The organism is Sphingomonas sp. 67-41 (assembly GCF_001899725.1).
Classification (GTDB): domain Bacteria; phylum Pseudomonadota; class Alphaproteobacteria; order Sphingomonadales; family Sphingomonadaceae; genus Sphingomonas; species Sphingomonas leidyi.
On record NZ_MKWJ01000022.1, the window covers coordinates 390,462 to 415,022 of the forward strand.

Below are 24,561 nucleotides of genomic sequence, written 5' to 3' on the forward strand. Positions count from 1 at the left end.
GCTTGTCCAGGTCGATCAGACTTTTGAAAGGCGAATCACAGGCAGAATCGCCATATTGACGGCCATCTGCTAGGTGGAAATCATGAAAAAGCCCCCCGTGACAGTCGAATTGGACGAGTTCGACCGCAAGATCGTTGCCGCGCTGGCCGCGGACGGCCGGATGACGGTGACCGAACTGGCCAGGCAGGTGGGGCTTTCCAAGACCCCGGCCCAGGTGCGGCTCAAGCGGCTGACCGATGCCGGAGTGATCCGCGGCTTCCGCGCGATCGTCGATCCCGCGCGGCTGGGCCTCGACCATATCGCCTTCACCGAGGTCAAGCTGGCCGACACGCGCGAAAAGGCGCTGCAGGAATTCAACGCGGCGGTTCGGCGCATCCCCGAGGTGGAGGAATGCCACATGCTCGCGAGCAACTTCGACTATCTGCTGAAGGTGCGCACCGCCGACATCCGCCGATATCGGATCGTGCTGGGCGAGAAGATATCGAGCCTGCCCCATGTCGCCAGCACCTCGACCTATGTCGCGATGGAGACGATCAAGGACTAGGTCGGGGATGACGGCTTCGCCGTTCGCCGCCGTGCCCTAGCCCTGCGGCCGCGCGCCCCGCGGGCCGAAATTGAGCCGGCGCGTGACATTGTAGTCGAGCACCGCCATCACGAAATAGGCTGCCGCCTGCTTGATCCGCGTCCAGGGGCCCGTGCGCGCCTTGTAGAGTTCGGGCGTGATCCGCTCCGAATGCGCCACCTCGCCATCGACGAATGCGCGGACATAGGCGGCGAAGGCGGGATCCTCGACGCGGAACATAAGTTCGAGATTGAGGAACATCGAGCGGATGTCGAAATTGGCCGAGCCGATATTCACCACGTCGTCGAGCAGGAACAGCTTCGCGTGGAGCTTGGTCGGCTGGTATTCGTAGATCTGCACGCGCTTCCTGAGCAGCCCGGCATAAGTGAAGCGCGCCGCCCAGATCGCGGCGCCATGATCGAGCCTGGACGGCAATATCAGCCGCACCCGCCCGCGCAGGCCGGCCCGGTCGAGCCGGCGGAGCATCGCCGGATTGGGTGCGAAATAGGCAGCCATGATGTCGATCGACTGCGCCCGCTCCATGTCGCGCTTCACTTCGCGCGCCCAGGGGGAGAGCCGGCGCATCGGGCCGCCGAGCAGCCAGCGCGTGGCACCCTCGGGCTCGCTCCACGCCCGCAGCGTCTTCGCCAGCCTGCGCAGGCTGCCGCGCGGCCGCCGGGCCCAGTTCGACAGCGCATCATAATAGCCGACCAGGCGGCCCGCCGCCGGACCTTCGATCAGCAGCCCCAGATCCCGCCAGGCGGCCTGCTCGATCGTGCCGAAATAACTGTCCTCTATGTTGAATCCGCCGACGATCACCCGCGCCTCGTCGGCGAGCGCGAGCTTCTGATGGTTCCTGAGCAGATAGCGCCGGCCCCAGCGCGGCACGAAGCGGCAGACGTCGACGCCGGCCGCATGGAGCGGATCGAAGAAGCCATGGCTCTGGGCATGCTCGCTGCCCAGCCCGTCGACGATCAGGCTCACCTTCACGCCGCGCGCCGCCGCGTCCAGCAGCGCCTGGCGCACCGCGGCGCCGGCCGCATCGTCGACATAGATATAGTAGAGCACCCGGAGCGTCCGTTCGGCGCGGCGCATCAGGTCGAGCAGCGCCTCCAGCCGCTCGGGCCCGTCGGGCAGCAGCGTCAGCCGGTTGCCGTCGACGGTGTAGCTCGGCTGGGTGAAGCGCATCGCCGGGTGATGCGGGACCATGGGCACGGGGGCAAGGGGGGCGAGCGCTTCCAAGGGGACTCCGCGGGCATCGTTGCGATGGCGTTCCCAACGCGCCGCGCGCGATTCGGTTCGCCGCGCGGGCGCAAGGCCCATTTTCTTGACTTTTCCACAGCCGGACCCTAAGTCGCCGCCTTTCCCGGACACTCCGTTTTTCAAGGAAGCGTAGATGGCGCGCGTCACTGTCGAAGATTGCGTCGACAAGGTTCCCAACCGTTTCGATCTCGTGCTGTTCGCGGCGCAGCGCGCCCGCCAGATCTCGGGCGGCGCCGATCTGACTCTCGATCGCGACCGCGACAAGAACCCGGTCGTGGCGCTCCGCGAGATCGCGGAAGAGACGATTCGCCCGACTCACCTCGAAGAGGCCGTGGTCTCGAGCCTGCAGCGCGTGCAGATCGACGACGAGGAAGCGCCGGACGAAGTCGGCTCGATCGCGGCTTCGGCCGAGGCGCTGCGCCTCACTGCCGCTGCCCCGCCGCGCAACCAGAATCTGGGCGGCGACTACGACGGCTGAGCCGGCGATTCGCTGCACTTCGCAAGGGGCCGGGGGCAACTCCGGCCCTTTTGCTTTGACGGTCGGATCAGGACCTTGATTGCATCCGCGCCTGTTGATCGGGGCCCGCCTGCGCGGGGATGACGGCGGAGGATTGGCCCACGCGCCCGAAGCGCCGCCAGACCTTGAGCGGCACCGCGACGGCCACGAACACCATCATCAGCGACCATATCCACAGCCCGGCGCGGTCATGCTCGACCAGCGCCGCGGCGATCATGCAGGGCACGGCGCACACCGGGGCGATCTTGGTCGCCCACCACAGCCGGAGGCCCCGCCGATCGGCAAGGTGCGCCTCGGGCGGACGGCGCAGCAGGACGACCGTCGCCACCAGCTTCAGGCCGAGCAGCGCGATCGCCACGGTCCAGAGCAGGGTGGCAAGCGGATTCATTCCTCGGCCGCTTCCGCCTTGGCCCGCCCCTTGAAGCCCTGCGCCACCACGAACCATTCCACCGAGCCCTTGCGGCTCGACGGCGGCTTGGCGTGCTTCACCGTGGCGAAGTTGCGCTTCATCTCCGCCACCAGCGTCGAATCGGCGCCGCCGGCAAACACCTTGGCGACGAAATCGCCGCCCGGCTCGAGCACCTGGATCGCGAAATCGAGCGCAGTCTCGACCAGGCCCATGGTGCGCAGTGCATCGGTCTGCGGATGGCCGACGGTGTTGGCCGCCATGTCCGACACGATCAGATCGGGCGCGCCGCCCAGCTCCTCGATCAGGCGGTCGGGGGCGGCATCGTCCATGAAGTCCATCTGCAGGATCACGGCGCCGTCGATCGGATCGACGGGCAGCAGGTCGATGCCGACAACCGGCGCCTTGGGCAGCCGGCGGCGGACCACCTGGGTCCAGCCGCCCGGCGCGATGCCGAGGTCGACCACGCGCTTCTTGCCCTTCAGGAAGCCGAACTTCTCGTCGAGCTCGATCAGCTTATAGGCCGCGCGGCTGCGATAGCCCTCGGCCTTGGCGCGCTTGACGTACGGATCGTTGAGCTGGCGCTCGAGCCAGCGCGTCGACTGGGCCGTGCGCTTTCGCGCCGTCAGCACGCGGGTATGGCCGCGTCCGCCGCCTCTGCTCATATCTTCGTTCCTGCTGGGCCGGGCTGGCCGAGCGTGCCGGCCCCGTCAACGGACAACGTCACAAGATTCTCCCGTTGATCAGGCGGCGCAATATGCCCTCGCGGATGCCGCGATCGGCGATGCCCAGCCGTTCGGCCGGCCATAGATCGAGAATCGTCTCGAGGATAGCGCAGCCGGCGACGACGAGATCGGCCCGCTCCGAGCCGATGCACGGCACCTGGCTGCGCTCGGCCATGCTCATCCCCGCGATCCGCTGGCTCACTTCGCGCATCGCGGGGGCGGGGACGATCAGCCCGTCGACCACCGACCGGTCATAGGCGGCCAGGCCCAGATGCACGCTGGCGAGCGTGGTGACCGTGCCCGACGTGCCGAGCAGCCGGCGCGTGCCGCGCGGGGTGCGCAGGCGCTTGGCGAAGGGGGCGAAGCTCTCGGCCACGCGGGCGCGCATGTTCGCATAGAGCGCGGCGCGTTCCTCGACCGTCGCGGCGACGCCCGACGCCTCGGTGAGCGAGACCACGCCCCAGCGCGCGCTGTGCCAGTCGAGGATGCGGGGCACTTCGCCGCGCGAATCGACCAGCACCAGCTCGGTCGAGCCGCCGCCGATGTCGAACACCAGTGCCGGGCCGTCGCCGGGCTCGAGCAGCGCGTGGCAGCCCAGCACGGCAAGCCGCGCCTCTTCCTCGGCGGTGATGATGTCGAGCGCGATGCCCGTTTCGCGATAGACCCGCTCGATGAACTCGGCGCCGTTCGAGGCCTGGCGGCACGCCTCGGTCGCCACCGAGCGGGCGAGGATCACATGGCGGCGCTTCAGCTTCTCGGCGCAGATCCGCAGCGCCGCGATGGTGCGCTCGATCGCGGTGTCGGAGAGCCGGCCGCTGGTGGCCAGGCCCTCGCCGAGGCGGACGATGCGCGAGAACGCGTCGACCACCGCAAAGCCCGAACCCTGTGGGCGCGCGATCAGCAGGCGGCAATTATTGGTGCCGAGGTCCAGTGCCGCATAGTGGCGCGCGTCGCCCGGCCGGCCGCGCATCGGCCGCTCCATGGGCGGCGGAGCTCTCCGGATTTTTCCGGAACCACGGCCGCGGGGCATATTGGCGGTGCCATCCCCCATCGTATCACTCGCTTATGTTCTGTTCCGTCACGGCTTTTCGCCGCCGGTGCTTGAAAGCGAGGCTAGCGGAGACCGGGGTCGGGGGCAAGGCGGGGCCCGTTGACAGCGCCGCGCGGCCGCCCTATTGCGCCCCGCCTGCCGGCCGCAATGCCGCGTGATGCCCCGTCGTCTAAAGGTAAGACCACGGACTCTGACTCCGTTAATTGAGGTTCGAATCCTCACGGGGCATCCACTTCTCCCCCCATCGGCAACCCCGCCGCCGGCACGCGCGTCGGCGCGCCCGGTCCTGGTTTCCAGGAAAGGCGGGAAGGACGCGATCCGGGTTCGGACCGCGTCCTCCGCGATCAGTAGAAGGCGCCGTAGATCACGTCGACCACACGGCGGGTCCGCACGTTCACCAGCAGCAGGTCCGGCCCGTAGCGCACCCAGCGATAGCCCGGAGGCGGCGCGCCCAGGCCCATATCGTACCAGCCGTCATAATAATAATTGTTCGACAGGAAGATCAGCGGCAGCAGCCCGCCGATCGACCAGCGCTGATAGCGATAGCCGCGCGGATAGCTGAAGGGCGGGCGATGGATCGGCCGGAAATTGGGCGGGCGGCCGATACCGGGGCGGTGCGGCGGGCGCGCGATCGGGGGCCGCGGCGCGGGCGGACGCGCCACCGGTGGCCGGGGAGCGGGCGGACGCGTCCCGGGGCGGCCGGGCTGCGACGGGCCGGGCCCGGGCGGCCGGACGCCCGGCTGGCCGGGATTGGGGCGGCCGGGCCCGCCGGGGCCGCCCGAGGGCGGGCGCTGACCCGGTTGACCCGGGCGATCCGGGCGCCCCGGACGATCGGGACGATCCTGGCGATCGCCACGGTCGCCGGGGCGCTGCTGCTGCGCTTCGGCGAGCGGCGGTGCGAGGAGAATCGCCAGTGCGGCGAGGGAAGTCAGCTTCTTCATGCTTTCTCTCCGGCTTTGAGGGAGGTCGAGATCCCCGTTGGCCCGACACCGAAACGACCGAGCATCGGAAAGGCTGCACGTTCCGGCTCAGCGCCCGGCGCGGCTCTTCATCAGCGGCTGGATGCGCGTGCCGAAATTCTCAACGCCCTCCAGGAAATCGTCGAAGGTGAGCAGCACGCCGCCCGTGTTCGGCACCGCCGCCATCTCGTCGAGCATGCGCGCGACGCTCGCATAGCTGCCCACCAGCGTACCCATGTTGATGTTGACCGCCCCCTCCGGCGCGGCGAGCTGGCGGACATTGGTGGTGGGATTGTTCTTGTCGGCCGCGCCCTGGTCCATCAGCCACCGGATCGCGTCGATGTCGACGCCGTCATTATACGACTTCCACTTGGCCATGGCCGCCTCGTCGGTCTCGTCGGCGATCACCATGACGAGCACGAACACCTTCACGTCGCGCCCGGTCTTCGCAGTGGCGGCGGCGAGCCGCTCGTTGTTGAAGGCAAAGGCGGTGGGCGTGTTGACGCCCTTGCCGAGGCAGAAGGCATAGTCCGCCCATCGGGCCGAGAAGGCGAGGCCCTCGTCCGACGAGCCGGCGCAGATGATCTTCATCTCGCCCTGGGGCGTGGGGCGGACGAGACAATCGTCCATCTGGTAATATTCGCCCTTCAGGTCGCTGCGGCCGGTTTCCCACAGCTCGCGCAGGATATGGGCATATTCGCCGAGCATCTGGTAGCGGTTGCGGAAATGCTCGTCGCCCGGCCACAGTCCCATCTGGCTGTATTCGGGGCGCTGCCAGCCGGTGATCAGGTTGAGCCCGAAGCGGCCATGGCTGATCGAATCGATCGTGTTGCACATGCGCGCGGCAAAGGCCGGCGGGATGACGAGCGTGGGGCAGGTGGCATAGATCTTGATCTTCTCGGTGACGGCGGCGAGGCCGGCCATCAGCGTGAAGCTCTCCAGCCCATATTCCCAGAACTCGGTCTTGCCGCCGAAGCCGCGCAGCTTGATCATCGAGAGCAGGAAATCCAGGCCATGCTTCTCGGCCCGCAGCGCGATCTCCTTGTTGAGATCGAAGCTCGGCATGTACTGCGGCGCGTTCTCGCTGATCAGCCAGCCATTGTTGTTGATGGGAACGAAGACGCCGACTTCCATGATTTAGCTCCCCAGAAATGCGAGCACCCGGGCCTCGAAGCCCGGCGGATCGGTCACGTTGCAGGCGTGTCCTCCCCAAGGCATCCGGACAAGTTGCGCCCGTGGAATGACTTGCGCAAGCGCCTGCGAGCAGCCGGGCGGGACGAGCGCGTCGTCGTCGCTGGCGAGCAGCAGCACGGGCATATCGAGCGGCGCCACCTCCAGCCGGTCGATCAGCTCGAAGCGCAGCGCCTCGAGGATGCGCGCCTCGACCATGCCGACGGGGAAGCGGGCGACATGATGGGCCGCCTCTTCCTCCAGCCGCGCGTGATTGTCCGAGATCCATTGCGGCGGGAACAGGAAGATCGGCTGGGCATCCACATATTTACCCGGGCCATAGGCGCGAAGCAGCGCCAGCCGGGCGTCGAAGCAGCGCGCGGTATAGCGATCGAGCCGGCCCCAGCCATTGACCACCACCAGCCTGTCGACGCGCTCCGGCGTGTCGAGCGCCATGCTCAGGCCACCCATGCCGCCGATCGCGTGGCCGAGGATCGAGGCCTTCCCGATGCCGAGCGCGTCCATAAGCAGGCGGATATCGTCGCCGATGCTCTCGATGCGCGGCGTCACCGTCCGGTCCGAGCGGCCGGTGCCGCGATGATCGTAGAGGATGACACGGTGATGCTCGGCGAGCGCGGGCAGATTGGGCCGCCAATATTCGCCCGATCCGCCCATGCCGGCGGAAAGGATCAGCGGCGGCGCGTCCGCCGGGCCATGTTCCTCATAGTAGAGGCCCGCCGCGTCCATCAGCCGATATGCGCCACCGAGGCGATCTCGACCAGGCAATCGGGCTTCACCAGATCGGCCCGGATGCAGTAGCGCGCCGGCTTGGCCCCGGGGAAATATTCGGCATAGATCTGGTTGAAGACGGGATAGTCGGCGAAGTCCTTCAGGAAGATGTGGTTCATCGCCACGTCCTCCAGCCTTGCCCCCGCTGCCTCCAGCGTGGTCCGGATCACGTCCAGCACGTGCCGCGTCTGGCCCGCCACGTCGCCGACATGGAGCACCACGCCGCCCTCGCCCAGCGCCAGCACGCCCGAGACATAGACGGTGTTCCCGGCCTTCGTCCCCGCCGAATAGGGCGCGATCGGCGTGGGGAATTGCGGCGGATTGATCGGCTCGAACGACATAGGCTCACTCCCTGGGCAATTGGCCGAAGCTGCCGCAGAAGTCGGCGGTGGTCGAGACCCAGCCGAAGAACTTCTCGACATTGTAGACCGTCGCTTCCTGCATCATCGGCGGCCCCAGATGATGCGTGGCATCTTCGAGCATCACGCCGAAATATTCGAGATGGAAGCCGTCGCGCAGCGTGCTCTCGACACAGACATTGGTGGCGATGCCGACGAAGACGATGTTGCGGATGCCGCGCGCCCGCAGCGTCGAATCGAGCTGCGAGTTGAAGAAGGCGCTGTAGCGCGTCTTGTGGAGGCGGATGTCGCCCGGCTTCGGGGCAAGCGCATCGACGAGCTCGTAATCCCAGCTGCCGCGCGCGAGCAGCTTGCCCTGGAGCTCGGGCCGCGCGCGCATCGTCTTCAGCGCGTTGGACTTGTGCCAGTTGGGCGAGCCGGGACCGCCGGCCTCGACATAATCGGCGTCCCAGCCATTCTGCAGATAGATCACCGGCATGCCGGCCGCCCGCGCCGTATCGAGCACCGCGGCGATCTTGCCGATCGTCCCGGCCGAGCCCGCAATGTCGAACCCCGCCTGGTCGACATAGCCGCCGGGCGAGGCATAGGCGTTCTGCATGTCGATCACGACGATCGCGGTCTCGTCGGCGCTGACCCGGATCGGCTCGGGCCGGGCGGGAAGCGTGACGATGCGCGGGCCGGAAAGGTCGCGGCCGACCGAGACTTCGCCGGTCATGACGCCTCGGCCAGCAGCGCGGCGGCCTTCGCGCCGGCCCAGTCCATGTCGCCCGAGACCCGCCAGACTTCCCTGCCAGCCGAATCATAGAGGATAGTGGTCGGCAGGTTGGCGTTCATGCCGAGGCTGAAGGCCATGTCCGGATCGGTCCAGGGCTTGAGGTTCTTGAACCCGGACTTGGTGAAATAGGGCAGGACCTGCCCGACGCTTTCCTTCCCGTCCTGGCTCAGCGTGATCACCGTCAGCGCATCGCCCCTTTGCCCGGCCAGCGCATCGAGCGTCGGCATCTCGGCGCGGCAGGGCACGCACCAGGTCGCCCAGAGGTTGAGCAGCGCCGGCTTGCCCCTGAACGCGGCGAGCATGGTCTTCTTGCCCTCCGGGTCGAGAAAGGCGAAGTCCGGTGCCGCCTCCCCCTTGTGCGAGCGATCGACCGCGCGCGCCGGCACCGCGGCAGCGCCATTGGCCGTCGGCATAGTTTCGTTTGCTTGGCTTCCGGAGCCGGAGCGCTTATCGCACCCCGCGATCGCCAGCGTGGCCAGAAGGAGAAGTGAGATAGCCGAGCGCAAGGACAGCTCCAATGCCATGTGGGGCGGGCGCTTCGCCGAAGGCCCGTCCGCGGTGATGCGCGAGATTAACGCATCCATCCCCTTCGACAAGCGGATGTGGCGCCAGGACCTGCGCGGCAGCCAGGCGCATGTGGCGATGCTGGGCGCGCAGGGCATCGTCGCGGCGGAGGACGCCGCGGCGATCCATGCCGGCCTGGGCGAAGTCGCCGCCGATTTCGAGGCCGAGGGCGTGCCCGAGGACCTGGCGCTCGAAGACATCCACATGCTCGCCGAATCGCGGCTTGCGGCGAAGATCGGCCCGGCCGCGGGGCGCCTCCACACCGCCCGCTCGCGCAACGACCAGGTGGCGACCGATTTCCGCCTCTGGGTGCGCGACGCGGTCGACCAGGCCGAGGCGGCGCTGGGCGCCCTCCAGGACGCGCTGCTCGCCCGCGCCGAGGAGCATGCCGACAGCGTGATGCCCGGCTTCACCCATCTCCAGGTCGCCCAGCCGGTGACGCTCGGCCATCACCTGATGGCCTATTTCGAGATGTTCGCGCGCGACCGCAGCCGCCTGAAGGATGCCCGCGCGCGCCTGAACCTCTGCCCGCTCGGCTCGGCGGCACTGGCCGGCACCGGCTTCAATCTCGACCGCGAGGCGACGGCGAAGGCGCTGGGCTTCGACGGGCCGACGCGCAACTCGCTCGATTCGGTATCGGACCGCGACTTCGCGATCGAATATCTCACCGCCGCCGCGCAGACCGCGCTCCACCTCAGCCGCCTGGCCGAGGAATTCGTGATCTGGGCGAGCCAGCCCTTCGGCTTCGTCTCGCTGAGCGACCAATGGTCGACCGGCAGCTCGATCATGCCGCAGAAGCGCAACCCCGACGCCGCCGAGCTGGTGCGCGGGCATTCGGGCCGGATCACCGGCGCACTCGTGTCCCTCATGATCACGATGAAGGGCCTGCCGCTCGCCTATTCGAAGGACATGCAGGACGACAAGCCGCCAGTGTTCGAGGCGCACGACCTGCTCGGCCTGAGCATCGCGGCGATGACCGGCATGGTGGAGAGCGCGGCCTTCCGGCTCGACCGGATGCGCGCCGCCGCCGAGGCCGGCTTCTCCACCGCCACCGACCTGGCCGACTGGCTGGTGCGCGAGGGCGGCATCCCGTTCCGCGAGGCGCACCACATCACCGGGCGCGCCGTGGCGAAGGCGGAAGGCGAGGGCATACGTCTCGATCAGCTATCGATCACCCAACTCAAGGAAATCGACACGCGCATCGATGAACGCGTATATGGCGTTCTCAGCGTCGACGCTTCGGTGTCGAGCCGGACGAGCTTTGGCGGCACTTCGCCCAGGCGCGTGCGGGAAGCGATCGCGGCGGCGAGGAAGCGCCGCCAGGAGGAAGAGCGATGAAGCGACTGGTGGTGCTGACGATCGCGTGCACGGGCGGGCTCGCCCTGGCGAGCTGTGGCGCGCGCGAAGCGCTCAAACCCGTGGCGGCGGCCTCGCTCCCTCCCGCGCCCTATGGCGCGCGAGCGACGCCGTCGCCGGGCGATCTCCTCAATCCGCCGACGCAGACGCGCCCCGCGCGCAGCGACGATCTCATCCAAAGCTCGGACCAGCGGCGCAGCGACACCTTCGATCTGCCGCCGCGCTAAGCCCACAGAAAGTCTTTCAGTGTCTCATTTCGAAGTGATCGGCGGTGCGCTGCACGCCGAGAATGTTCCGCTCGCGCGCATCGCCGAGCAGGTCGGCACCCCCGTCTATGTCTATTCGACCGAGGCGTTCCGCGAAGCTGCCCGCGCCTTCCGCAAGGGGCTGGAGCCGGTCGGCCGGCATCATGTCGCCTTCGCGGTGAAGGCCAACCCGAACCTCGCGGTGCTCCGCCTGCTCGCCAATGAGGGCTTCGGTGCCGACGTCGTCTCGGGCGGCGAGCTGTCGCGCGCGCTGGCCGCCGGCATCCCGGCGCATGACGTGGTGTTCTCCGGCGTCGGCAAGACGCGCAAGGAACTGCATCAGGCGCTCGATGCCGGAATCGGCCAGTTCAACCTCGAGCTGGAGGAAGAAGGCGTCGTCCTTGCCGAGATCGCGCGCTCCAGGGGGATGACCGCCCCGGCGGCCCTGCGCGTCAATCCGGACGTAGATGCCGGCACGCACGAGAAGATCTCCACCGGCAAGGCGGAGAACAAGTTCGGCCTGCCGATCGATCAGGCCCCGGCGATCTTCGACCGGCTGGCGAAGCTGGAGGGCATCAACCTGCGCGGCGTGGCGGTGCACATCGGCAGCCAGCTGCTGAGCCTCGATCCGCTCGAGGCCGCGTTCGAGCGAGTCGGCCGCCTCGTCGCCGAGCTGCGCGCCGCGGGGCATGCGATCACCCATGTCGACCTGGGCGGCGGGCTGGGCGTCGCCTACAAGCCCGGCGACGTGCCGCCGACTTCGGCCGCATTCGGCGAGATGGTCGCGCGCGTGACCCGGGACTGGGACGTCGAGCTGATGTTCGAGCCGGGCCGCCACATCTCGGCCGATGCCGGCGTACTGCTCACCGAAGTGCTGTGGGTGAAGCCGGGCGTGACCAATCCCTGGGTGGTGGTCGACGCTGCGATGAACGACCTGGCCCGCGTCGCGCTCTACGATGCCTGGCACGGCTTCGCCTCGGTCACGCCCGATGGCGGGACGATGGTGGCGAACGTCGCCGGCCCGGTCTGCGAGAGCAGCGACGTCTTCCTCAAGAATCGCGAGATCGACCGGGTGAAGAGCGGCGATCTGGCGGTGCTGCAGAGCGCCGGCGCCTATGGCGCGACCATGGCCAGCACCTATAACAGCCGGGCACTGGTGCCCGAAGTGCTCGTCTCGGGCGATCGCTTCGAGGTGGTCGCGGGCCGGATCACGGCCGAGACGATCATGGGCGCGGAACAGATCCCGGACTGGCTGGAACCATGACGCTGACCGCCCTGCCGATCTTCGTGAAGCTGGCGGGGCGGCCGGTCATGCTGATCGGCACGGGCGAGGCGGCGGAGGCCAAGCGCAGGCTGCTGGAGCGCGCCGGCGCGGCGATCGTCGACGAGGATGCCGCGGCTTCGCTCGCCATCGTCGCCGCGGACGACCCCGAACCCGTCGTCGCGCGCCTCCGCGCGCGCGGCGTGCTCGTGAATGCCGTCGACCGGCCGGATCTGTGCGACTTCACCCTGCCCGCGATCGTGGAACGCGATCCGGTGCTGGTGGCGGTGGGCACGGGCGGCGTGTCGGCCGGGCTGGCGGCGGCGCTGCGCCAGAAGCTGGAGGCCGAGCTGCCCGCCGATCTGGGCGATACCGCGCGCGCGCTCCACGCGGCCCGGCCCGAATTGCGGGCGCGCTTCCCCGACATGGCCGATCGCCGCCGCGCCATCGCCGCCGCGCTGGCGGAGGGGCTTGACCGCGACGTGGTGGAACGGCTGCGCGCGCCGGCGGCGGCGCGGCTGCTGCGCTTCACGCTGCACAGCGCCGATCCGGACGATCTGACGCTCCGCCAGGCGCGCGCGCTTGCGCAGGCCGAGCGTGTGTACCACCTTCCCGCCGTGCCGACCGCCATTCTCGACCGCGCCCGCGCCGATGCCCCGCGCATCGCCCTCACGGCCCCTCCCGAAGCGCCGGACCCCGGCCTGTCGATATGGCTGGAGATCGCCGGATGAGCGGCTTCGCCTATATCGTCCGCGACGGGAAAGTCGCGCAGCCGATCCTGAAGGAAGCGCTCGGGCAGGATGCCAGCCTCAGCTGGATCCACCTCAACACCAATGACGAGCGCGCCCAGCTCTGGCTGGGCGGCGAGGCCAAGCTGGCCCAGCCGGTGATCGATGCGCTCACCGCGATGGAGACCCGTCCGCGCTGCGACCTGTTCGGCCCGGCGGCGCTGGTCAACCTGCGCGGCATGTCGTCCGAGGCGCTGGGAGATTCCGATCCGCTCGCCTCGATCCGCATCTACGCGCATGGCGGCTGCGTCTTCTCGGTCTCGCGCAAGCAGCTCAACGCGATCCAGCCGGTGCGCAAGCAGGTGGAGGACGGCAGGATCCTCGATCCCGGCGACCTGATCGCCGCGATCGCCCAGGCGATCACCGAGGAGCTCGATCCCATGGTCGCCGAGCTGGGCGATTCGCTGGACGATTGCGAGGAGCACATCTCGCAGCACCGCGCCTTCGACCTGCGCCGGCTCGTCAACGAGACGCGGGTGAAGGCGATCGGGCTGCGCCGTTTCCTCTATCCGCAGCGCGCGGCGCTGGAGAAGCTCGCCGGGCTGCCGGTCGAATGGCTGGCCGATGACGACCGGCTCCACCTCGCCGCCGCCGCCGATCGCGCCGCCCGCATGGCCGAGGAGCTGGAGAGCATCCGCGAGCGCGCCGCGCTCACCCACGAGACGCTCACCGACCTGCGCGCCGAGCTGATCGACCAGCGCTCGCTGGTGATCGCGGTGGCGGCGATGGTGTTCCTGCCGCTGACCTTCATCACCGGGCTCTATGGCATGAACGTCGAGGGACTGTGGTTCGCGAAGGAGCCCTGGGCGTTCGACGCGATCGCGATCCTCTGCCTGGCGACCGCCTTCGTGATCACCGCCTATTTCGTCGGGCGGCACTGGTTCGAGCGCTGAGCCGCGCTCAGGCGCGCTGGCGGCGCTCGAGCTCGACCCGGGCCATGGCGAGCTCGCCGCGCACTTCGCCCAGCTCGATCGCCCGCGCGGCGATGCGCGCGTCGAGCGCGAGGTTGGAGCGCTTCAGCTCCTCCATCCGGTCGGACCGCGACAAGGTGCGCTCGATCCGCGCGGCCAGCTCCTCGAAGGGATAGGGCGCCGCCAGATAGTCGTCGGCGCCGGCCTGCAGCGCCTCCACGGCGCCGCCCGGCTCGTCATGGCTGGTGACCATGATCACCGGCAGGTCGGCCGTGTCGCGCGTGCCGCGGATCTCGTGCAGCACATGGAGCCCGGGCACTTCCGGCATCACCCGGTCGAGCAGCACCAGATCGAAGCCGCGCGCCGAGATCAGCTCGAGCGCCTGCGATCCGCGATCGGCGAGCACGACGAGATAGCCGAGCTGGCCCAGGCGATGCGCGAGGACATGGAGATTGGTCCGGCTGTCGTCGACCGCCAGGATGGTGCGCGTGGCGCGTCGGCGATTGCCGATGCCATCCTGTGCCGAAGCCTCGTCCATGCTTCCATTCTAGGAAGCAAGCCTCACGAAAGCGTTAAATGCCGGGCAACCCTAGCCGGAACGGCGTTCCAGAAAGGTGAAGATCTGGCCCACCATCACGTCCATCGGGCCGTTGCACTTGTCCACCGCGTCGCCCGGCTCGGCGGTGTTGATCGCCAGGCCCATCGGCGTCGGCCAGCCGCGCAGCGCATGGGTGATGGTACGCAGCGCCTGCAGCGTCGAGACCGCCGCCTGCCAGCCCGCGGCGGTGGCGATGAGACCCACCGGCAGGCCGTCGAGATAGGGGCGCTCGTCCTTGCTCAGCGCCTCGACATAGTCGAGCGCGGTCTTGACCAGCCCGGAGAGCGTGCCGTGATAGCCGGGCGAGCCGACGATCACCGCATCGGCGGTGCGCAGTGCCTCCAGATAGCGGCCGACCGCGTCGTTCCCCTCGACATTGCCGGGCTCGTAATGGGGGAAGGCGATCGCCTCGCCGGTGAGCAAGGTGGTGCGGGCGCCGCGCGCCGCGGCCATTTCGAGCGTTGCCGCGAGCAGCCGCCCGGTGGCGGATTCGGGCCGCAGGGTGCCGCCCAGCGCGACGATGTGAGGTGCCGACATGGCCTTCCCGCTAACCTAAAGCCGGGACGAGCGCCAGTGCGTGGACCTGAGGCGCAGGCAAAGGCTATGGATCGGCGGAATCACCTGTGGGGGACATGATGGTTACAGCTACGCACGGGCCCCTGGCGGGCGTGCGCATCGTCGAGCTCGACATGCCCGGCGCCGTGCTGTTCGCGGGCATGCTGCTCGCCGACCTGGGCTGCGACGTGGTGCGGATCCGCCGGCCGGGAAGCGAAGCCAGCACGGTGGCGGCGAACCTCTATCGCGGCCGCTCGCAAGTCTCGCTCGACTTGAGCCAGGCGGCGGGGCGCGAACAGGCGCTGGCGCTGATCGCCCAGGCGGACGGCGTGATCGAAGGCTATCGCCCCGGCGTCGCCGAGCAGGTGGGGCTCGATCCGGCCCGCTGCCTCGCGCTCAATCCGCGCCTCGTCTATGCCCGCGCCAGCGGCTGGGGGCGCGAAGGGCCGCTCGCCGGCACGCCGGGCAACGACATCAACCATCTCGCACTCTCGGGCGCACTGCACGCCATCGGCCCCGCCGCCGCGCCGGTGCCCCCGCTCAACCTGATCGGCGAATATGCCGGCGGCTCGCTGTTCCTCGCGCTCGGCCTGGTCTCGGCCATCCTCGCCGCCCAGGCGACCGGCCGCGGCCAGGTGATCGAGGCGGCGCAGACCGACGGCGCCGCCGCGATGATGTCGCTCTATTATGCGCTCCACGCCTCGGGCCGCTGGGCCGATGCCCGGGCGGCGAACATGATCGACGGGGGCGCGCCCTATTACCGTTGCTATGCCTGTGCCGATGGGCGGCACGTGGCGGTCGGCGCGCTCGAACCGCATGCCTTTCGCGCGCTTTGCGAGGGACTCGGCATCGCGCCGGACGGGTTCGACCAATATGACCGTGCCCGCTGGCCGGCGCTCACCGAAGCGTTCGCCGCCGCCTTCGCCTCGCGCGGGCGCGACGAATGGGCAGCGCTGTTCGAAGCGGGCGACGGCTGCGTGACGCCCGTGCTCTCGCTCACCGAGGCGCCGCTCCATCCGCACAACCGCGCGCGCGGAACCTTCGCCGTGCAGGGCGGGGCGATGCAGCCGATGCCGGCGCCGCGCTTCTCCGCCACGCCGACCGAGGCGACGCCACCGGTGGACGAGGCCGTGGCCGACATCCTCGCGCGCTGGTCCTAGCGCGGCTTGCGATGCGGGATCCTGGGGCGGGGGGAAGCGGGATCGGCGATCCGGTCTAGCCCGCCTTCAGGCTGCTCCAGGCGCGGGCGATCTCGTCCAGGCTGTTCGCTGCCTCGCGAAAGGGCGCCGGATCGGTGCCGGTGGCGGCCTGCAGGACCTCGCCGCGCAGCCCGTGGTAGAAGGTGGCGAGCGTGCGGGCGACTTCGCCGCCGCGCTCGAAATCCAGCCCGGCTTCCAGCGCGAAGAGGATTGCGGTGGCCCGCGCCACGCGCTCGCCGCGCACCGAATAGTTGCTGCGCTCCACCGCCCAGGCTGCCGTGCGCAACGCGGCAATGCCCTCTTCGTAGAGCAGCCCGACCAGCGCATGCGGATCGCCGCCGGCGGTGCGGCCGACGATATCGATCTGGCGATAGGTATCGGCAGGGTTGGCGGCGAGCGCCGAGGCGTACCGCATCAGCTCTTCGCGTTCCAGGAATCGATCTGCTGCTTGAGGAAGGTCTGGGTCGACTTGTAGGCCGCCACCTTCGCATCCATCGCCGCGAACTGCTGCGTCATGCGGTCGCGCATCTTCTGGGTATCCGCCGCGATCTTGGTCTTCTCGTCCGCGAGATCGTCCTGCGCCTTGGCGTATTTGTCGGCACTCGCGCCCAGGCCGGTCTTGGAGTTCGTGGCGATCGCCGCGACGTCGGAAAGCGCCTTGGTGAGGCCGGCATTCTCCGTGAACATCTTCTCGACATCGCTCGGATAGGTGGTCAGCACCTTGGAGAGGCGCGCGGTATCGAGGCTGAGCGTGCCGTCGCGGTTGGTCTTCACGCCGATATCGGCGAGCGCGGACGGCGCGTTCTTGCTCGCGCCGGGGACGAGCGCGCTGAGCGTCAGCCGCTTGAGCTGCTGGAGCAGCTGCTTCGCCGCCGGATCGGACTTGAGCGGGCCGTTGATCGGATCGGTCGCCTCCTGCACCGCCTTGAACACCTGGTTGTAGGTTTCGACGAAGTTGGCCACCGCCTGGCTGATCGCGCTCGTCGGCGCGCTGGCGCCGATCATCACCTTGGTGCCGACCGAGGCGGAGACCAGATCGATCCGCGCGCCGGGAATCATCGTGGTAATGCTGTTGGTCGGATATTTCGCCTCGACGCCGTCGAGCGCGACCCGGGCATCCTGCGCGGCCGCGTTGATCGTCGATCCGCCGGCACCGGGGCCGACCGCAAGCTGGGCAAGGCCGTCGGTGCCGCTCAGCGTGAAGGCCTGGGACGAGCCGGTTCCGCTCTTGAGCACAAGCCGGGCGCCGTTCGAATCGCTCAGGATCGTCGCGGTGACGCCGGCCTTCTTCGCGTTGATCGCGGCGGCGACATCCGAAAGCGTCGCGTTGGGCGAATCGATGGTGATGTCGATCGGCGTGGCCGTGCCGGCGGTGAAGCCGGTCATCGCGCCATCGGCCACCGTCGCGGTGCCGAAGGTGAGGGTGAGCTTGCCCGGGCCGACGACCGAGCCGCTGCCGCCGCCGAAGGACGGCGAACTGGAGACCTGGCCCTGGGCGAGCTGGCGCACCTCCATCGTCGCGCTCAGCCCGGTGAGATCGGCGCCCGACAGGCGTGTGATGCCGAGGATGCCGGTGTTCGAGCTGGTCGGCTGGGTGGCGAGCGAGCCCGAGCTGGTGAGCGACGCAAGCGCCGAGGCGAAGTCGCTGATGTTGCTCTTGATCGTCCCCACGGTGGAAATCTGCGTGGTGAGCGCGGTGCCCTTGTTGGTGAGCGCCTGGTTCTTGTTGGCGAAGCTGTTGTCGACGAGCGACTGGACCAGCGCGGTGATGTCGATCCCCGATCCGGTGCCCAGCGTCTTTGCGATCGATTCGACGGCCATCTCGTCCCCCTGCTCTTCCGGTAAACGGCCGCTGCGGCCATGCCTTTAGTGCGTACGCGCCTGTTTCAGGCCGTTCTCGTCGAAAAGTGCCGTCTCGGGCACCGTAATCGCCGGCTGGACCGCGCCGGCGCGGCTGCTCACCTGGAAGACGAAGGCGAGCACCGTCGCCACCGCCATGTAGAGATCGTCGCGGATCTCCTGATTTTCCTTGCTGGTGTAATAGACCGCGCGGGCGAGCTGCGGATATTCGAGGATCGGCACGTCGAGCTCGCCGGCGAGCTCGCGGATCGCCAGCGCAGTGGCGCCGCGCCCCTTGGCCACCACCACCGGCACCTGGTCCCTGCCCTGCTCGTAGCGCAGCGCCACGGCGAAGTGCGTCGGGTTGGTGATCACCACATGCGCGGTCTCCACCGCCTTGCGGAAGCCGCCCTTCAGGATCTGGCGCTGGCGCTGGCGCTGCGCGGCCTTGGCTTCGGGCGAGCCTTCGCTTTCCTTGTGCTCGTCCTTCACTTCCTGCTTGGTCATGCGCAGCCGGTTCATGTGCCGGAGGATCTGGATCGGCAGGTCGATGCCTGCGATCAGCATCAGCCCGCCGGCCATGACGAAGAGCAGCATCAGGAACTCGCCGCCCATCGCGCCGATCGCGCCGTGCAGATCGGCCTCGACCAGCCCCAGCGAGCGGCGGGTGAGCGACCAGAGCAGCCAGGTGCCGATGCTGCCGAGCAGCACGACCTTGAGCAGCGCCTTGCCCATCTCGATCCAGCCGGTGGGGCCGAAGATGCGCTTCAGGCCCGAGCCCGGATTGATGCGCGAGGCCTTGGGCGCGAACAGCTTGGCGTTCCAGCGCAGCCCGGCGAGCCCGGCATGGCTGAGCACCGCGCCCGCCACCGCGACCAGCAGCAGCCCGCCGATCGGCAGCGCGAGTTTCCACCCCGCCTCGGCGATCGGGCGCCAGGGCTCGAAATCCTCGATATCGGCGCGGCCGAAGCTGAAGCTGCCGACCATCACTTCCTTGCAGGCGCGGATCAGCGCCGGACCCAGCATCGCCATCCAGGCGCAGCCGAGCAGGACGATCAGCGCAGTGCCGAAGTCCTTCGAACTGAGGATCTGGCCTTCGTCCGCTGCCTTGCGCTTGCGCTTGGGTGTCGGGGCTTCCGTCTTTTCGCCGCCGGACTCCGACATCAGCCGAGCACCAGCTGCGGCATCATCGCGAGCGCCTCGCGGATGATGACGACGAGATAATCCCCCATGGCGGGCAACGCGAGCAGCAGCGCGACCACGCCGAAGAGCAGGCTGGCGGGCAGGCCCACGGCGAACAGGTTGAGCGCGGGCGCGGCGCGGCTCAGCATGCCGACGATCAGGTTGAGGCAGAGCAGCAGAAAGCCGATCGGCAGCGAGAGCAGGAGGCCGGCGAGGAAGGTGTAGCCGCCGAACATCGCGATGCCGAGCAGCCGCTCGGGCGCGATCCAGGCGCCGGGCGGCATCACCTGATAGCTGCGCACGACCAGGTCGACCAGGACGAGATGCCCGTCGAGCGAGAGGAAGATCAGGGTCAGCATCAGCGACAGGAAGGTGCCGATCGCCGGCGTCGCATGGCCGCTCGCCGGATCGACGGCATTGGCGAAGCCCAGGCCCATCGACATCGAGATCACTTCGCTCGCCACCATCGGCGCGGCGAAGGCGAGCTGGAGCACGAAGCCCATGGCGAGGCCGATCAGCGCTTCCGCCGCGATGGCGAGGAAGGTCGTCAGCGAGAAGATCTCGGCGGGCGGCGCGACGTGCGCGACGTTCATCACGAGTACGCCGATCGCGCCGGTGAGCGCGATGCGTGCGGGCAGCGGAATCGCCACTGCGCTGAACACCGGCGCCGCGACGAAGGCCGCGCCGATCCGCACCATGGCGAACAGCAGCGCCCAGAGCTGCGGCTCGATCGAGAGGCCGAAGCCCATCATCACGGGATTACTTCACCAGGTCCGGGATGCGCTCGAAGATGCTCGTGGTGAAATCGCCGAGCAGCCCCATGATCATCGAACCGAAGATGATCAGGCTGAGCGCGACCACGATCAGCTTGGGCACGAAGGTGAGCGTCTGCTCCTGGATCGACGTGGCCGCCTGGACCATGCCGAGCACCAGGCCCGCGAGCAGGGCCGGCACCAGGATCGGCGTGGCGGCGAGCGCGAGCACCCACATCGCCTCGCGGCCGACGGTGAGGAAATAATCGGCGTCCATGGCGCTAACTCACGAAGCTGGAGGCAAGCGAGCCCATCGTCAGCGCCCATCCGTCGACCAGGACGAAGAGCAGCAGCTTGAAGGGCAGCGAAATGATCGTGGGCGACATCATCATCATGCCCAGCGCCATCAGCACGGTGGCGACGACGAGATCGATGACGATGAAGGGCAGGAAGATGAGGAAGCCGATCTGGAAGGCGGTCTTGAGCTCGCTCGTCACGAAGGCGGGCAGCAGCACCGAGAAGGGCACGTCCTGCGGCTTGGCATAGGGGCCGCTCTTCGCGAGCCCGGCGAACAGGGTGACGTCCTTGGTGCGGGTCTGCTTGATCATGAAGCCGTGCAGCGCCTCGCCCGACTTGGCGATCATCTCGGTCGCGCCGATCTTGCCCGCCGAATAGGGCTGGATCGCGTTGACGTTCATGGTGGTGAGCGTCGGCGCCATCACGAAGAAGCTCAGGAACATCGCCAGGCCGATCAGCACCTGGTTGGGCGGGGTCTGCTGGAGCCCGAGCGCCTGGCGCAGCAGCGCCAGCACGATGATGATCCGCGTGAAGCTGGTCATCATCAGCAGGATGCCCGGCAACACCGTGAGCAGGCCCATGATGATGAGGACCTGGAGCGACAGGCTGAGCGGCGCGTTGCCGCCGCCCAGGTCGCCGAGCGCGCGATCGACCGCGTCGCCCACGCCCGGCGTGGCGAGCGGGGCGGGCGCGACCGGCGCCGCGCCCTGGGCGAAGGCCGGGAAGGCGAAGAGCACCAGGAAGGCGAGCAGCCCGATGAACAGCGCCGCGCGCCCGCCGACCGTGCGCGGCGCCGGGATGAGCGCCCGCGTCATTGCTGCTTGTCCACCAGCGTCACGCCGCTGCGGCTTACCGAGACGAGCAGCTTCTGCCCCTCGAACTCAATGACGGCGAGGCGCAGCCCGGGGGAGAGCAGCATCGTCTCCTTGAGCTGCACCATGCGCGTCGTCTGGTTCCTGGGCAGGCGGCTTTCGAGCTTGCGCCAGGCATAGAGGCAGCCGACCAGCAGGCCGCAGACGAGCGGCAGCAGCACGATCAGCTTGATGATGTACCAGGTCATGGGATCAGCGGCCCGCGCGCTTGTCCGGGCTGACCAGCTCGGTCATCCGCACACCGAACTTCTCGCCGACCGTGACCACTTCGCCGCGGCCGATCAGCGTGCCGTTGACGAACACGTCGAGCAGCTCGTTGGCCTCGCGATCGAGCTCGATCACGCTGCTCTCGCCGAGCGCCAGCAGTTCGCGCAGCGTCAGCCGGGTCGAACCGATCTCGACGGTCAGCTTGACGTCGACGTCCTGCAACAGCCGGAAATTGGCGGCGACGGCAGTGTCGACCTGGAATGCGGCCGTCATGTCGTTCATTGGAAGTCCTCTGCGTTGATCGGTTCGAGCGAAGTGAGACGGACGGCCGCGCGGCCGTTGGCGGTGCCGACGAGGCCGGTGCCCAGGCGGCGCTTCGCCACCATCACCGGAACCTCGGCGCCGAAATCGATCGGGATGACATCGCCTTCCTTGAGCTCGAGCAGGCGGCCGAGCGGCATGGTCGGTTCGGCGAGCACCGAGCGGACGGGCAGCGTGACCGCCATCACCGCGCGGGTGAGGCCCGAGCGCCATTCGGGCTCCACCTCGTCCTTGTTGCCATGGACCTTGACCATCAGCGCGGCACCGTGCGGCTTGAGCGCGGCGACGGGATAGAGGATGTCGAAGAAATGCGGCCGGCCCTCGCCCTCGGCCAGGCCGAAGCGCGTGACGACGACCGGCTCGTCCGCGCCGAAATCGGGCGCGGCGGCGAGATTGGGCGCGGCCTCGGCGCGGAAGGCGATGCGCGAGAGCGGCTCCCAGGCCCTGTCGAGCAGCGGGGTGGCCGACTGGGCAAGCCGGCCGACCAGGGCCTCGGCGGACGGCGTGAACTCGCCTGGCAGCGGATGCGGCGCCTCGCCGTCTCCGCCGAAAAAGGCGTCCAGCATCTCGAAGACAAGCCCCGCCTCGAGCACGAACTGCGCGCGGGCGCGGGCATTGCCCATCGCCATCGGCTGCCAGGCCGAAAGCGCGCTGCCGCGCTCCGCCTTGTAGTCGGCAAAGCGCTGGACCGAGAGCGGCTCGGCCCAGGCGCGCAGATCCTTGCGCAGCAGCCCCTCGAAGGCACCCTTCAACGACTTGGCCAGCCGCGCGCTCAGATGCTGCAGCGTGACGAGGTCGCCGAACGGATTTAGGTTGGCCGTCCCCAGCGCCGGCGCGTGCTCCGCGCTGGCTCGGGGGCGTTCCCGCCGTTCGGCCGTGCCGTCTGATGAAGGGCTGTTAACCATGCCCGTTCACTGAACAATGAAATTGGTAAAGTAGACGTTACTAACCCCGCCAAAGCCTTCCTTTTCCTTCAAAACGCCGTTGATCGCCTTGGCGAGGCGATCCTGGATGTGGCGCTTGCCCTCGGCGGTGAACACTTCGTCCTCGGTCGTCTCGCCGAGCGCCATCAGCACCGCCGAGCGAATCGCGATCTCGTGCGTCTTGATGTTCTCGAGGACGCGCTCGTCATAGGGAGTCGACACCGCGATGCCGACCTGGACGAAATGGACGCTGTCCTGGAGGTTGGAGGTGAACTCCTTCTCCATCGGATAATAGCTGGAGGCATATTTGTCGCCGCCCTCGCCCTTGGGCGTGGGCTTGCCGCCATGGCCGGGGGCCTCCCCGCCTTCGCCGCCATGGCCGCCCTCGCCGCCTTCCTTCGCCGAGGCGCGCTTCTCCTCGCTCTTGGGCACCAGGCGGGGCTCGTCATTCTCCTCGGCGTGCGCAGTCGCGCTGAACCAGCCGGCCTGCATGCCGTAAAAGGCCGCCCCCCCGCCGCCACCGAGCAGCAGCACCGGCAGGCCGACGAGCAGCAGCAGGTTCCTCTTCTTCTTCGGCGCGGCGGCGCTTTCGGTCTTGGCGTCGGACATCATCTATCTCCGGGGGTCTCAGGCGACCCGTTCGTCGTCATTGGTGGAAGCCTGTGCCTCGCGGCGGGCGGCGGGCGCCGCCAAAGGCTGGTGGCGGTTGGGAGCCGCGTCGTTGCGCTGGCCCTGCCCCGTCTGCGGATTGCCGGTGCCGGCTCCAGTGCCGGTCGCGCTCGATTCGACGCTGGTCGAGCCGAGGCGGATGCCGCGCTGCTCGGCGATCTCCGCCAGCCTGGGCTGGGCGTCGGCGATCAGCTGGCGCGCGGCCTGGCTCTCGGTATGGAACTGGACGTGGATGCCGGCATCGTCCTGGCGGATCGCGATGTCGACCTTGCCCAGCGCCTCGGGCATCAGGCTGAGGCGGGTCTCGCGGGCCGGCGCGGCATCGCGCAACGTCTCGATCCGGTCCATCATCTTCGCCGTCCATTGCTGGTGACGCATGTCGAGCGCGGCGTCCTGGCTCGCGCCGGCGGCGGAAGCCGCCACCGCGGTCTGCGCACCGGTGGCCGGCGCGGCGAGCGTCGAGAGATCGGGCTGCGAATCGCCCGGCACCCGGGCCGGTTCGAGCGCGGCGGCCGACGATGGCGGTGCGGCGGCCTGTGGCGGAGCGACGGTCGCCTCGCGCCCCTGGGCCACATCGGCGATCGACACCTTCTGGGGCGATGCCGGCCGATCGAGCGCGATGCGCACCACCGGCGCCTCGGCGGCAGCCCGGCGGAGTTCGCGCGGTGCCGGCGCGAGCACGGGCTGCGACGGCATGGATCCGGGCGTATCGGCAGCCTTTGCCGGCTCTGCCTGCGGAACGGCGGCAGCGGCCATATCGGCCGTGGTCGGATCGATGGCCGGATCGCCGCGTGCGGCGCCTGGCGCCGGCACCGTGCGCGACGGAGCGGACGCGATGGGCGGGATGATCTCGGCGCCGCGCCGGCGCGGCGCCGGGGCTTGCACCGCCGCCTCGGGTTGCGACTTGGCTTCCGGCGCGATCGGTGCGGCCGGTTCGGCGGCGGCGCGGGCGCCGGCACGATCGGTCTTCGCCTTGCCGTCCGGCGCCATGCCGGCCTCGGGGAGCACGATCTCGCGATGCGCCGGGGCCTTGCCGCCCGCGTCTCCCCCCACGATCGGCAGGGGAGCATCCGCTTCGGGGCCCGGTTCGGGTGCGGGTGTCGGCACCGGCGCGGCGGCGAACCAGGCGAAGGGCGGCGGCGGCGCATCCTCTGCAGTCGCCGCGTCCTCCTGTTCGGCGTCCGAACCGGCGCGTTCCCCGCCATTGCCGTCCAGGCCAGGCACGGCATCCGGCAATTCCTTGCCGCCCTCGGCAGATTCCTGCCCCATCGGCAACGGGATCGCCACCTCGCCCGGTTTCCCCCGGGCAACGATGGCGGGTGCCGCGATCTCCGGCATCAACGCATCCAGCGCCAGCGCGAAGCCGCCCGCATCCGCGGAAATCGCGGCGTTCGGCTTGACGGGCCCCACGGTGATGGCGGGAAGCGCGGTAGCGAGCTGGATCAA

31 protein-coding genes and 1 tRNA gene are annotated in these 24,561 nt (G+C 69.1%); 9 read left to right on the forward strand and 23 right to left on the reverse strand.

Features of this window, described 5'->3' with window-relative positions; genetic code table 11:
- Nucleotides 1–82: 82 nt before the first annotated feature.
- Nucleotides 83–544: an Lrp/AsnC family transcriptional regulator gene (locus BGP17_RS12645; RefSeq protein ID WP_286712275.1), complete on the forward strand. Its 462-nt coding sequence runs from the start codon at nucleotides 83–85 to the stop codon at nucleotides 542–544.
- A 36-nt stretch (nucleotides 545–580) separates the two neighbouring features.
- Here the strand turns inward: BGP17_RS12645 and BGP17_RS12650 are convergent, their stop codons facing one another.
- Nucleotides 581–1,750: a phospholipase D-like domain-containing protein gene (locus BGP17_RS12650; protein WP_167300532.1), complete on the reverse strand. Its 1,170-nt coding sequence runs from the start codon at nucleotides 1,748–1,750 to the stop codon at nucleotides 581–583.
- A gap of 208 nt (nucleotides 1,751–1,958) precedes the next feature.
- On the opposite strand from BGP17_RS12650, the gene rpoZ reads away from it, so the two are divergent.
- Nucleotides 1,959–2,303, forward strand: a complete 345-nt coding sequence (gene rpoZ, locus BGP17_RS12655) for a DNA-directed RNA polymerase subunit omega (protein WP_086127653.1) — start codon at nucleotides 1,959–1,961, stop codon at nucleotides 2,301–2,303.
- Nucleotides 2,304–2,370: 67 nt separating this feature from the next.
- Here rpoZ and BGP17_RS12660 read toward each other — a convergent pair whose 3' ends face one another.
- Genes BGP17_RS12660 through BGP17_RS12670 form a run of 3 tightly spaced genes read right to left on the reverse strand, consistent with a single transcriptional unit; the run spans nucleotide 2,371 to nucleotide 4,503 of the window.
- Nucleotides 2,371–2,730: a hypothetical protein gene (locus BGP17_RS12660; RefSeq protein WP_286712278.1), complete on the reverse strand. Its 360-nt coding sequence runs from the start codon at nucleotides 2,728–2,730 to the stop codon at nucleotides 2,371–2,373.
- A complete protein-coding gene (locus BGP17_RS12665) occupies nucleotides 2,727–3,413 on the reverse strand; it encodes an RlmE family RNA methyltransferase (RefSeq protein ID WP_167300169.1) in 687 nt (228 codons plus the stop codon). The genes BGP17_RS12660 and BGP17_RS12665 overlap by 4 nt, the downstream gene beginning before the upstream one ends.
- Before the next feature lie 58 nt (nucleotides 3,414–3,471).
- Nucleotides 3,472–4,503 carry a Ppx/GppA phosphatase family protein gene (locus BGP17_RS12670; protein ID WP_422051205.1) on the reverse strand — a complete coding sequence of 344 codons (1,032 nt, stop codon included), beginning with the start codon at nucleotides 4,501–4,503 and terminating at the stop codon, nucleotides 3,472–3,474.
- A 179-nt stretch (nucleotides 4,504–4,682) separates the two neighbouring features.
- On the opposite strand from BGP17_RS12670, the gene BGP17_RS12675 reads away from it, so the two are divergent.
- Nucleotides 4,683–4,756 (forward strand) — tRNA-Gln (locus tag BGP17_RS12675).
- Nucleotides 4,757–4,868: 112 nt separating this feature from the next.
- On the opposite strand, the gene BGP17_RS12680 is transcribed toward BGP17_RS12675, so the two are convergent.
- The 6 genes from BGP17_RS12680 to BGP17_RS12705 form a co-directional block, all read right to left on the reverse strand.
- Complete coding sequence (locus BGP17_RS12680; RefSeq protein ID WP_167300167.1) at nucleotides 4,869–5,465, reverse strand: RcnB family protein; 597 nt, start codon at nucleotides 5,463–5,465, stop codon at nucleotides 4,869–4,871.
- Nucleotides 5,466–5,552: 87 nt separating this feature from the next.
- Nucleotides 5,553–6,617, reverse strand: coding sequence for a pyrimidine utilization protein A (gene rutA / locus BGP17_RS12685; protein ID WP_286712282.1), 1,065 nt, complete (start codon nucleotides 6,615–6,617; stop codon nucleotides 5,553–5,555).
- A 3-nt stretch (nucleotides 6,618–6,620) separates the two neighbouring features.
- Nucleotides 6,621–7,400 carry a pyrimidine utilization protein D gene (rutD, locus tag BGP17_RS12690; protein WP_353681873.1) on the reverse strand — a complete coding sequence of 260 codons (780 nt, stop codon included), beginning with the start codon at nucleotides 7,398–7,400 and terminating at the stop codon, nucleotides 6,621–6,623.
- Nucleotides 7,400–7,783: a Rid family hydrolase gene (locus BGP17_RS12695; protein ID WP_286712284.1), complete on the reverse strand. Its 384-nt coding sequence runs from the start codon at nucleotides 7,781–7,783 to the stop codon at nucleotides 7,400–7,402. Before BGP17_RS12695 ends, rutD begins: the two co-directional genes overlap by 1 nt.
- A 4-nt stretch (nucleotides 7,784–7,787) precedes the next feature.
- On the reverse strand, nucleotides 7,788–8,516 hold the full coding sequence (gene rutB / locus BGP17_RS12700) for a pyrimidine utilization protein B (RefSeq protein ID WP_167300164.1): 729 nt from the start codon (nucleotides 8,514–8,516) through the stop codon (nucleotides 7,788–7,790).
- Nucleotides 8,513–8,989, reverse strand: coding sequence for a TlpA family protein disulfide reductase (locus tag BGP17_RS12705; protein ID WP_353681874.1), 477 nt, complete (start codon nucleotides 8,987–8,989; stop codon nucleotides 8,513–8,515). Before BGP17_RS12705 ends, rutB begins: the two co-directional genes overlap by 4 nt.
- Before the next feature lie 109 nt (nucleotides 8,990–9,098).
- Here BGP17_RS12705 and argH point away from each other — a divergent pair, with 109 nt between their 5' ends.
- From argH to BGP17_RS12730, 5 genes are read left to right on the forward strand one after another with little or no spacing between them, the layout of a single operon-like run.
- On the forward strand, nucleotides 9,099–10,478 hold the full coding sequence (gene argH / locus BGP17_RS12710) for an argininosuccinate lyase (RefSeq protein ID WP_167300162.1): 1,380 nt from the start codon (nucleotides 9,099–9,101) through the stop codon (nucleotides 10,476–10,478).
- Nucleotides 10,475–10,723: a hypothetical protein gene (locus BGP17_RS12715; RefSeq protein ID WP_086127664.1), complete on the forward strand. Its 249-nt coding sequence runs from the start codon at nucleotides 10,475–10,477 to the stop codon at nucleotides 10,721–10,723. The genes argH and BGP17_RS12715 overlap by 4 nt, the downstream gene beginning before the upstream one ends.
- A 19-nt stretch (nucleotides 10,724–10,742) precedes the next feature.
- Nucleotides 10,743–12,005, forward strand: coding sequence for a diaminopimelate decarboxylase (gene lysA / locus BGP17_RS12720; RefSeq protein ID WP_167300161.1), 1,263 nt, complete (start codon nucleotides 10,743–10,745; stop codon nucleotides 12,003–12,005).
- A complete protein-coding gene (locus BGP17_RS12725) occupies nucleotides 12,002–12,733 on the forward strand; it encodes a precorrin-2 dehydrogenase/sirohydrochlorin ferrochelatase family protein (RefSeq protein WP_286712286.1) in 732 nt (243 codons plus the stop codon). The genes lysA and BGP17_RS12725 overlap by 4 nt, the downstream gene beginning before the upstream one ends.
- Nucleotides 12,730–13,683, forward strand: coding sequence for a CorA family divalent cation transporter (locus BGP17_RS12730; RefSeq protein ID WP_286712287.1), 954 nt, complete (start codon nucleotides 12,730–12,732; stop codon nucleotides 13,681–13,683). Before BGP17_RS12725 ends, BGP17_RS12730 begins: the two co-directional genes overlap by 4 nt.
- A 7-nt stretch (nucleotides 13,684–13,690) precedes the next feature.
- On the opposite strand, the gene BGP17_RS12735 is transcribed toward BGP17_RS12730, so the two are convergent.
- Together BGP17_RS12735 and BGP17_RS12740 are read right to left on the reverse strand one after the other, a co-directional pair.
- Nucleotides 13,691–14,239, reverse strand: coding sequence for a response regulator transcription factor (locus BGP17_RS12735; protein WP_286712288.1), 549 nt, complete (start codon nucleotides 14,237–14,239; stop codon nucleotides 13,691–13,693).
- Between the two features lie 51 nt (nucleotides 14,240–14,290).
- Entirely contained in the window at nucleotides 14,291–14,836 is a 546-nt protein-coding gene (locus tag BGP17_RS12740) for an NADPH-dependent FMN reductase (RefSeq protein ID WP_167300158.1), read from the reverse strand.
- Nucleotides 14,837–14,934: 98 nt separating this feature from the next.
- On the opposite strand from BGP17_RS12740, the gene BGP17_RS12745 reads away from it, so the two are divergent.
- Nucleotides 14,935–16,014 (forward strand): CaiB/BaiF CoA transferase family protein, encoded by a 1,080-nt coding sequence (locus BGP17_RS12745; RefSeq protein WP_286712289.1) that lies wholly within the window; start codon nucleotides 14,935–14,937, stop codon nucleotides 16,012–16,014.
- A gap of 55 nt (nucleotides 16,015–16,069) precedes the next feature.
- On the opposite strand, the gene BGP17_RS12750 is transcribed toward BGP17_RS12745, so the two are convergent.
- The 11 genes from BGP17_RS12750 to BGP17_RS12800 are packed head-to-tail and all read right to left on the reverse strand — an operon-like array spanning nucleotide 16,070 to nucleotide 24,561.
- Nucleotides 16,070–16,468, reverse strand: a complete 399-nt coding sequence (locus BGP17_RS12750) for a flagellar export chaperone FliS (protein WP_167300156.1) — start codon at nucleotides 16,466–16,468, stop codon at nucleotides 16,070–16,072.
- Nucleotides 16,468–17,874 (reverse strand): flagellar filament capping protein FliD, encoded by a 1,407-nt coding sequence (gene fliD / locus BGP17_RS12755; protein WP_167300155.1) that lies wholly within the window; start codon nucleotides 17,872–17,874, stop codon nucleotides 16,468–16,470. Before fliD ends, BGP17_RS12750 begins: the two co-directional genes overlap by 1 nt.
- 45 nt (nucleotides 17,875–17,919) lie before the next feature.
- Nucleotides 17,920–19,056 carry an EscU/YscU/HrcU family type III secretion system export apparatus switch protein gene (locus tag BGP17_RS12760; RefSeq protein WP_167300154.1) on the reverse strand — a complete coding sequence of 379 codons (1,137 nt, stop codon included), beginning with the start codon at nucleotides 19,054–19,056 and terminating at the stop codon, nucleotides 17,920–17,922.
- Nucleotides 19,056–19,823, reverse strand: coding sequence for a flagellar biosynthetic protein FliR (gene fliR / locus BGP17_RS12765; RefSeq protein ID WP_353681875.1), 768 nt, complete (start codon nucleotides 19,821–19,823; stop codon nucleotides 19,056–19,058). Before fliR ends, BGP17_RS12760 begins: the two co-directional genes overlap by 1 nt.
- Nucleotides 19,824–19,833: 10 nt before the next feature.
- Nucleotides 19,834–20,103: a flagellar biosynthesis protein FliQ gene (gene fliQ, locus BGP17_RS12770; protein ID WP_086127675.1), complete on the reverse strand. Its 270-nt coding sequence runs from the start codon at nucleotides 20,101–20,103 to the stop codon at nucleotides 19,834–19,836.
- A gap of 4 nt (nucleotides 20,104–20,107) precedes the next feature.
- Complete coding sequence (gene fliP, locus BGP17_RS12775) at nucleotides 20,108–20,938, reverse strand: flagellar type III secretion system pore protein FliP (protein WP_286712291.1); 831 nt, start codon at nucleotides 20,936–20,938, stop codon at nucleotides 20,108–20,110.
- Entirely contained in the window at nucleotides 20,935–21,183 is a 249-nt protein-coding gene (locus BGP17_RS12780) for a flagellar biosynthetic protein FliO (RefSeq protein WP_167300151.1), read from the reverse strand. Before BGP17_RS12780 ends, fliP begins: the two co-directional genes overlap by 4 nt.
- 4 nt (nucleotides 21,184–21,187) lie before the next feature.
- Entirely contained in the window at nucleotides 21,188–21,484 is a 297-nt protein-coding gene (fliN, locus tag BGP17_RS12785; RefSeq protein WP_086127678.1) for a flagellar motor switch protein FliN, read from the reverse strand.
- Nucleotides 21,481–22,428, reverse strand: coding sequence for a flagellar motor switch protein FliM (locus tag BGP17_RS12790; protein ID WP_286712292.1), 948 nt, complete (start codon nucleotides 22,426–22,428; stop codon nucleotides 21,481–21,483). The genes fliN and BGP17_RS12790 overlap by 4 nt, the downstream gene beginning before the upstream one ends.
- A gap of 6 nt (nucleotides 22,429–22,434) precedes the next feature.
- Entirely contained in the window at nucleotides 22,435–23,055 is a 621-nt protein-coding gene (locus BGP17_RS12795; RefSeq protein WP_167300149.1) for a flagellar basal body-associated FliL family protein, read from the reverse strand.
- Nucleotides 23,056–23,073: 18 nt separating this feature from the next.
- Nucleotides 23,074–24,561 carry a flagellar hook-length control protein FliK gene (locus tag BGP17_RS12800; RefSeq protein WP_286712295.1) on the reverse strand — a complete coding sequence of 496 codons (1,488 nt, stop codon included), beginning with the start codon at nucleotides 24,559–24,561 and terminating at the stop codon, nucleotides 23,074–23,076.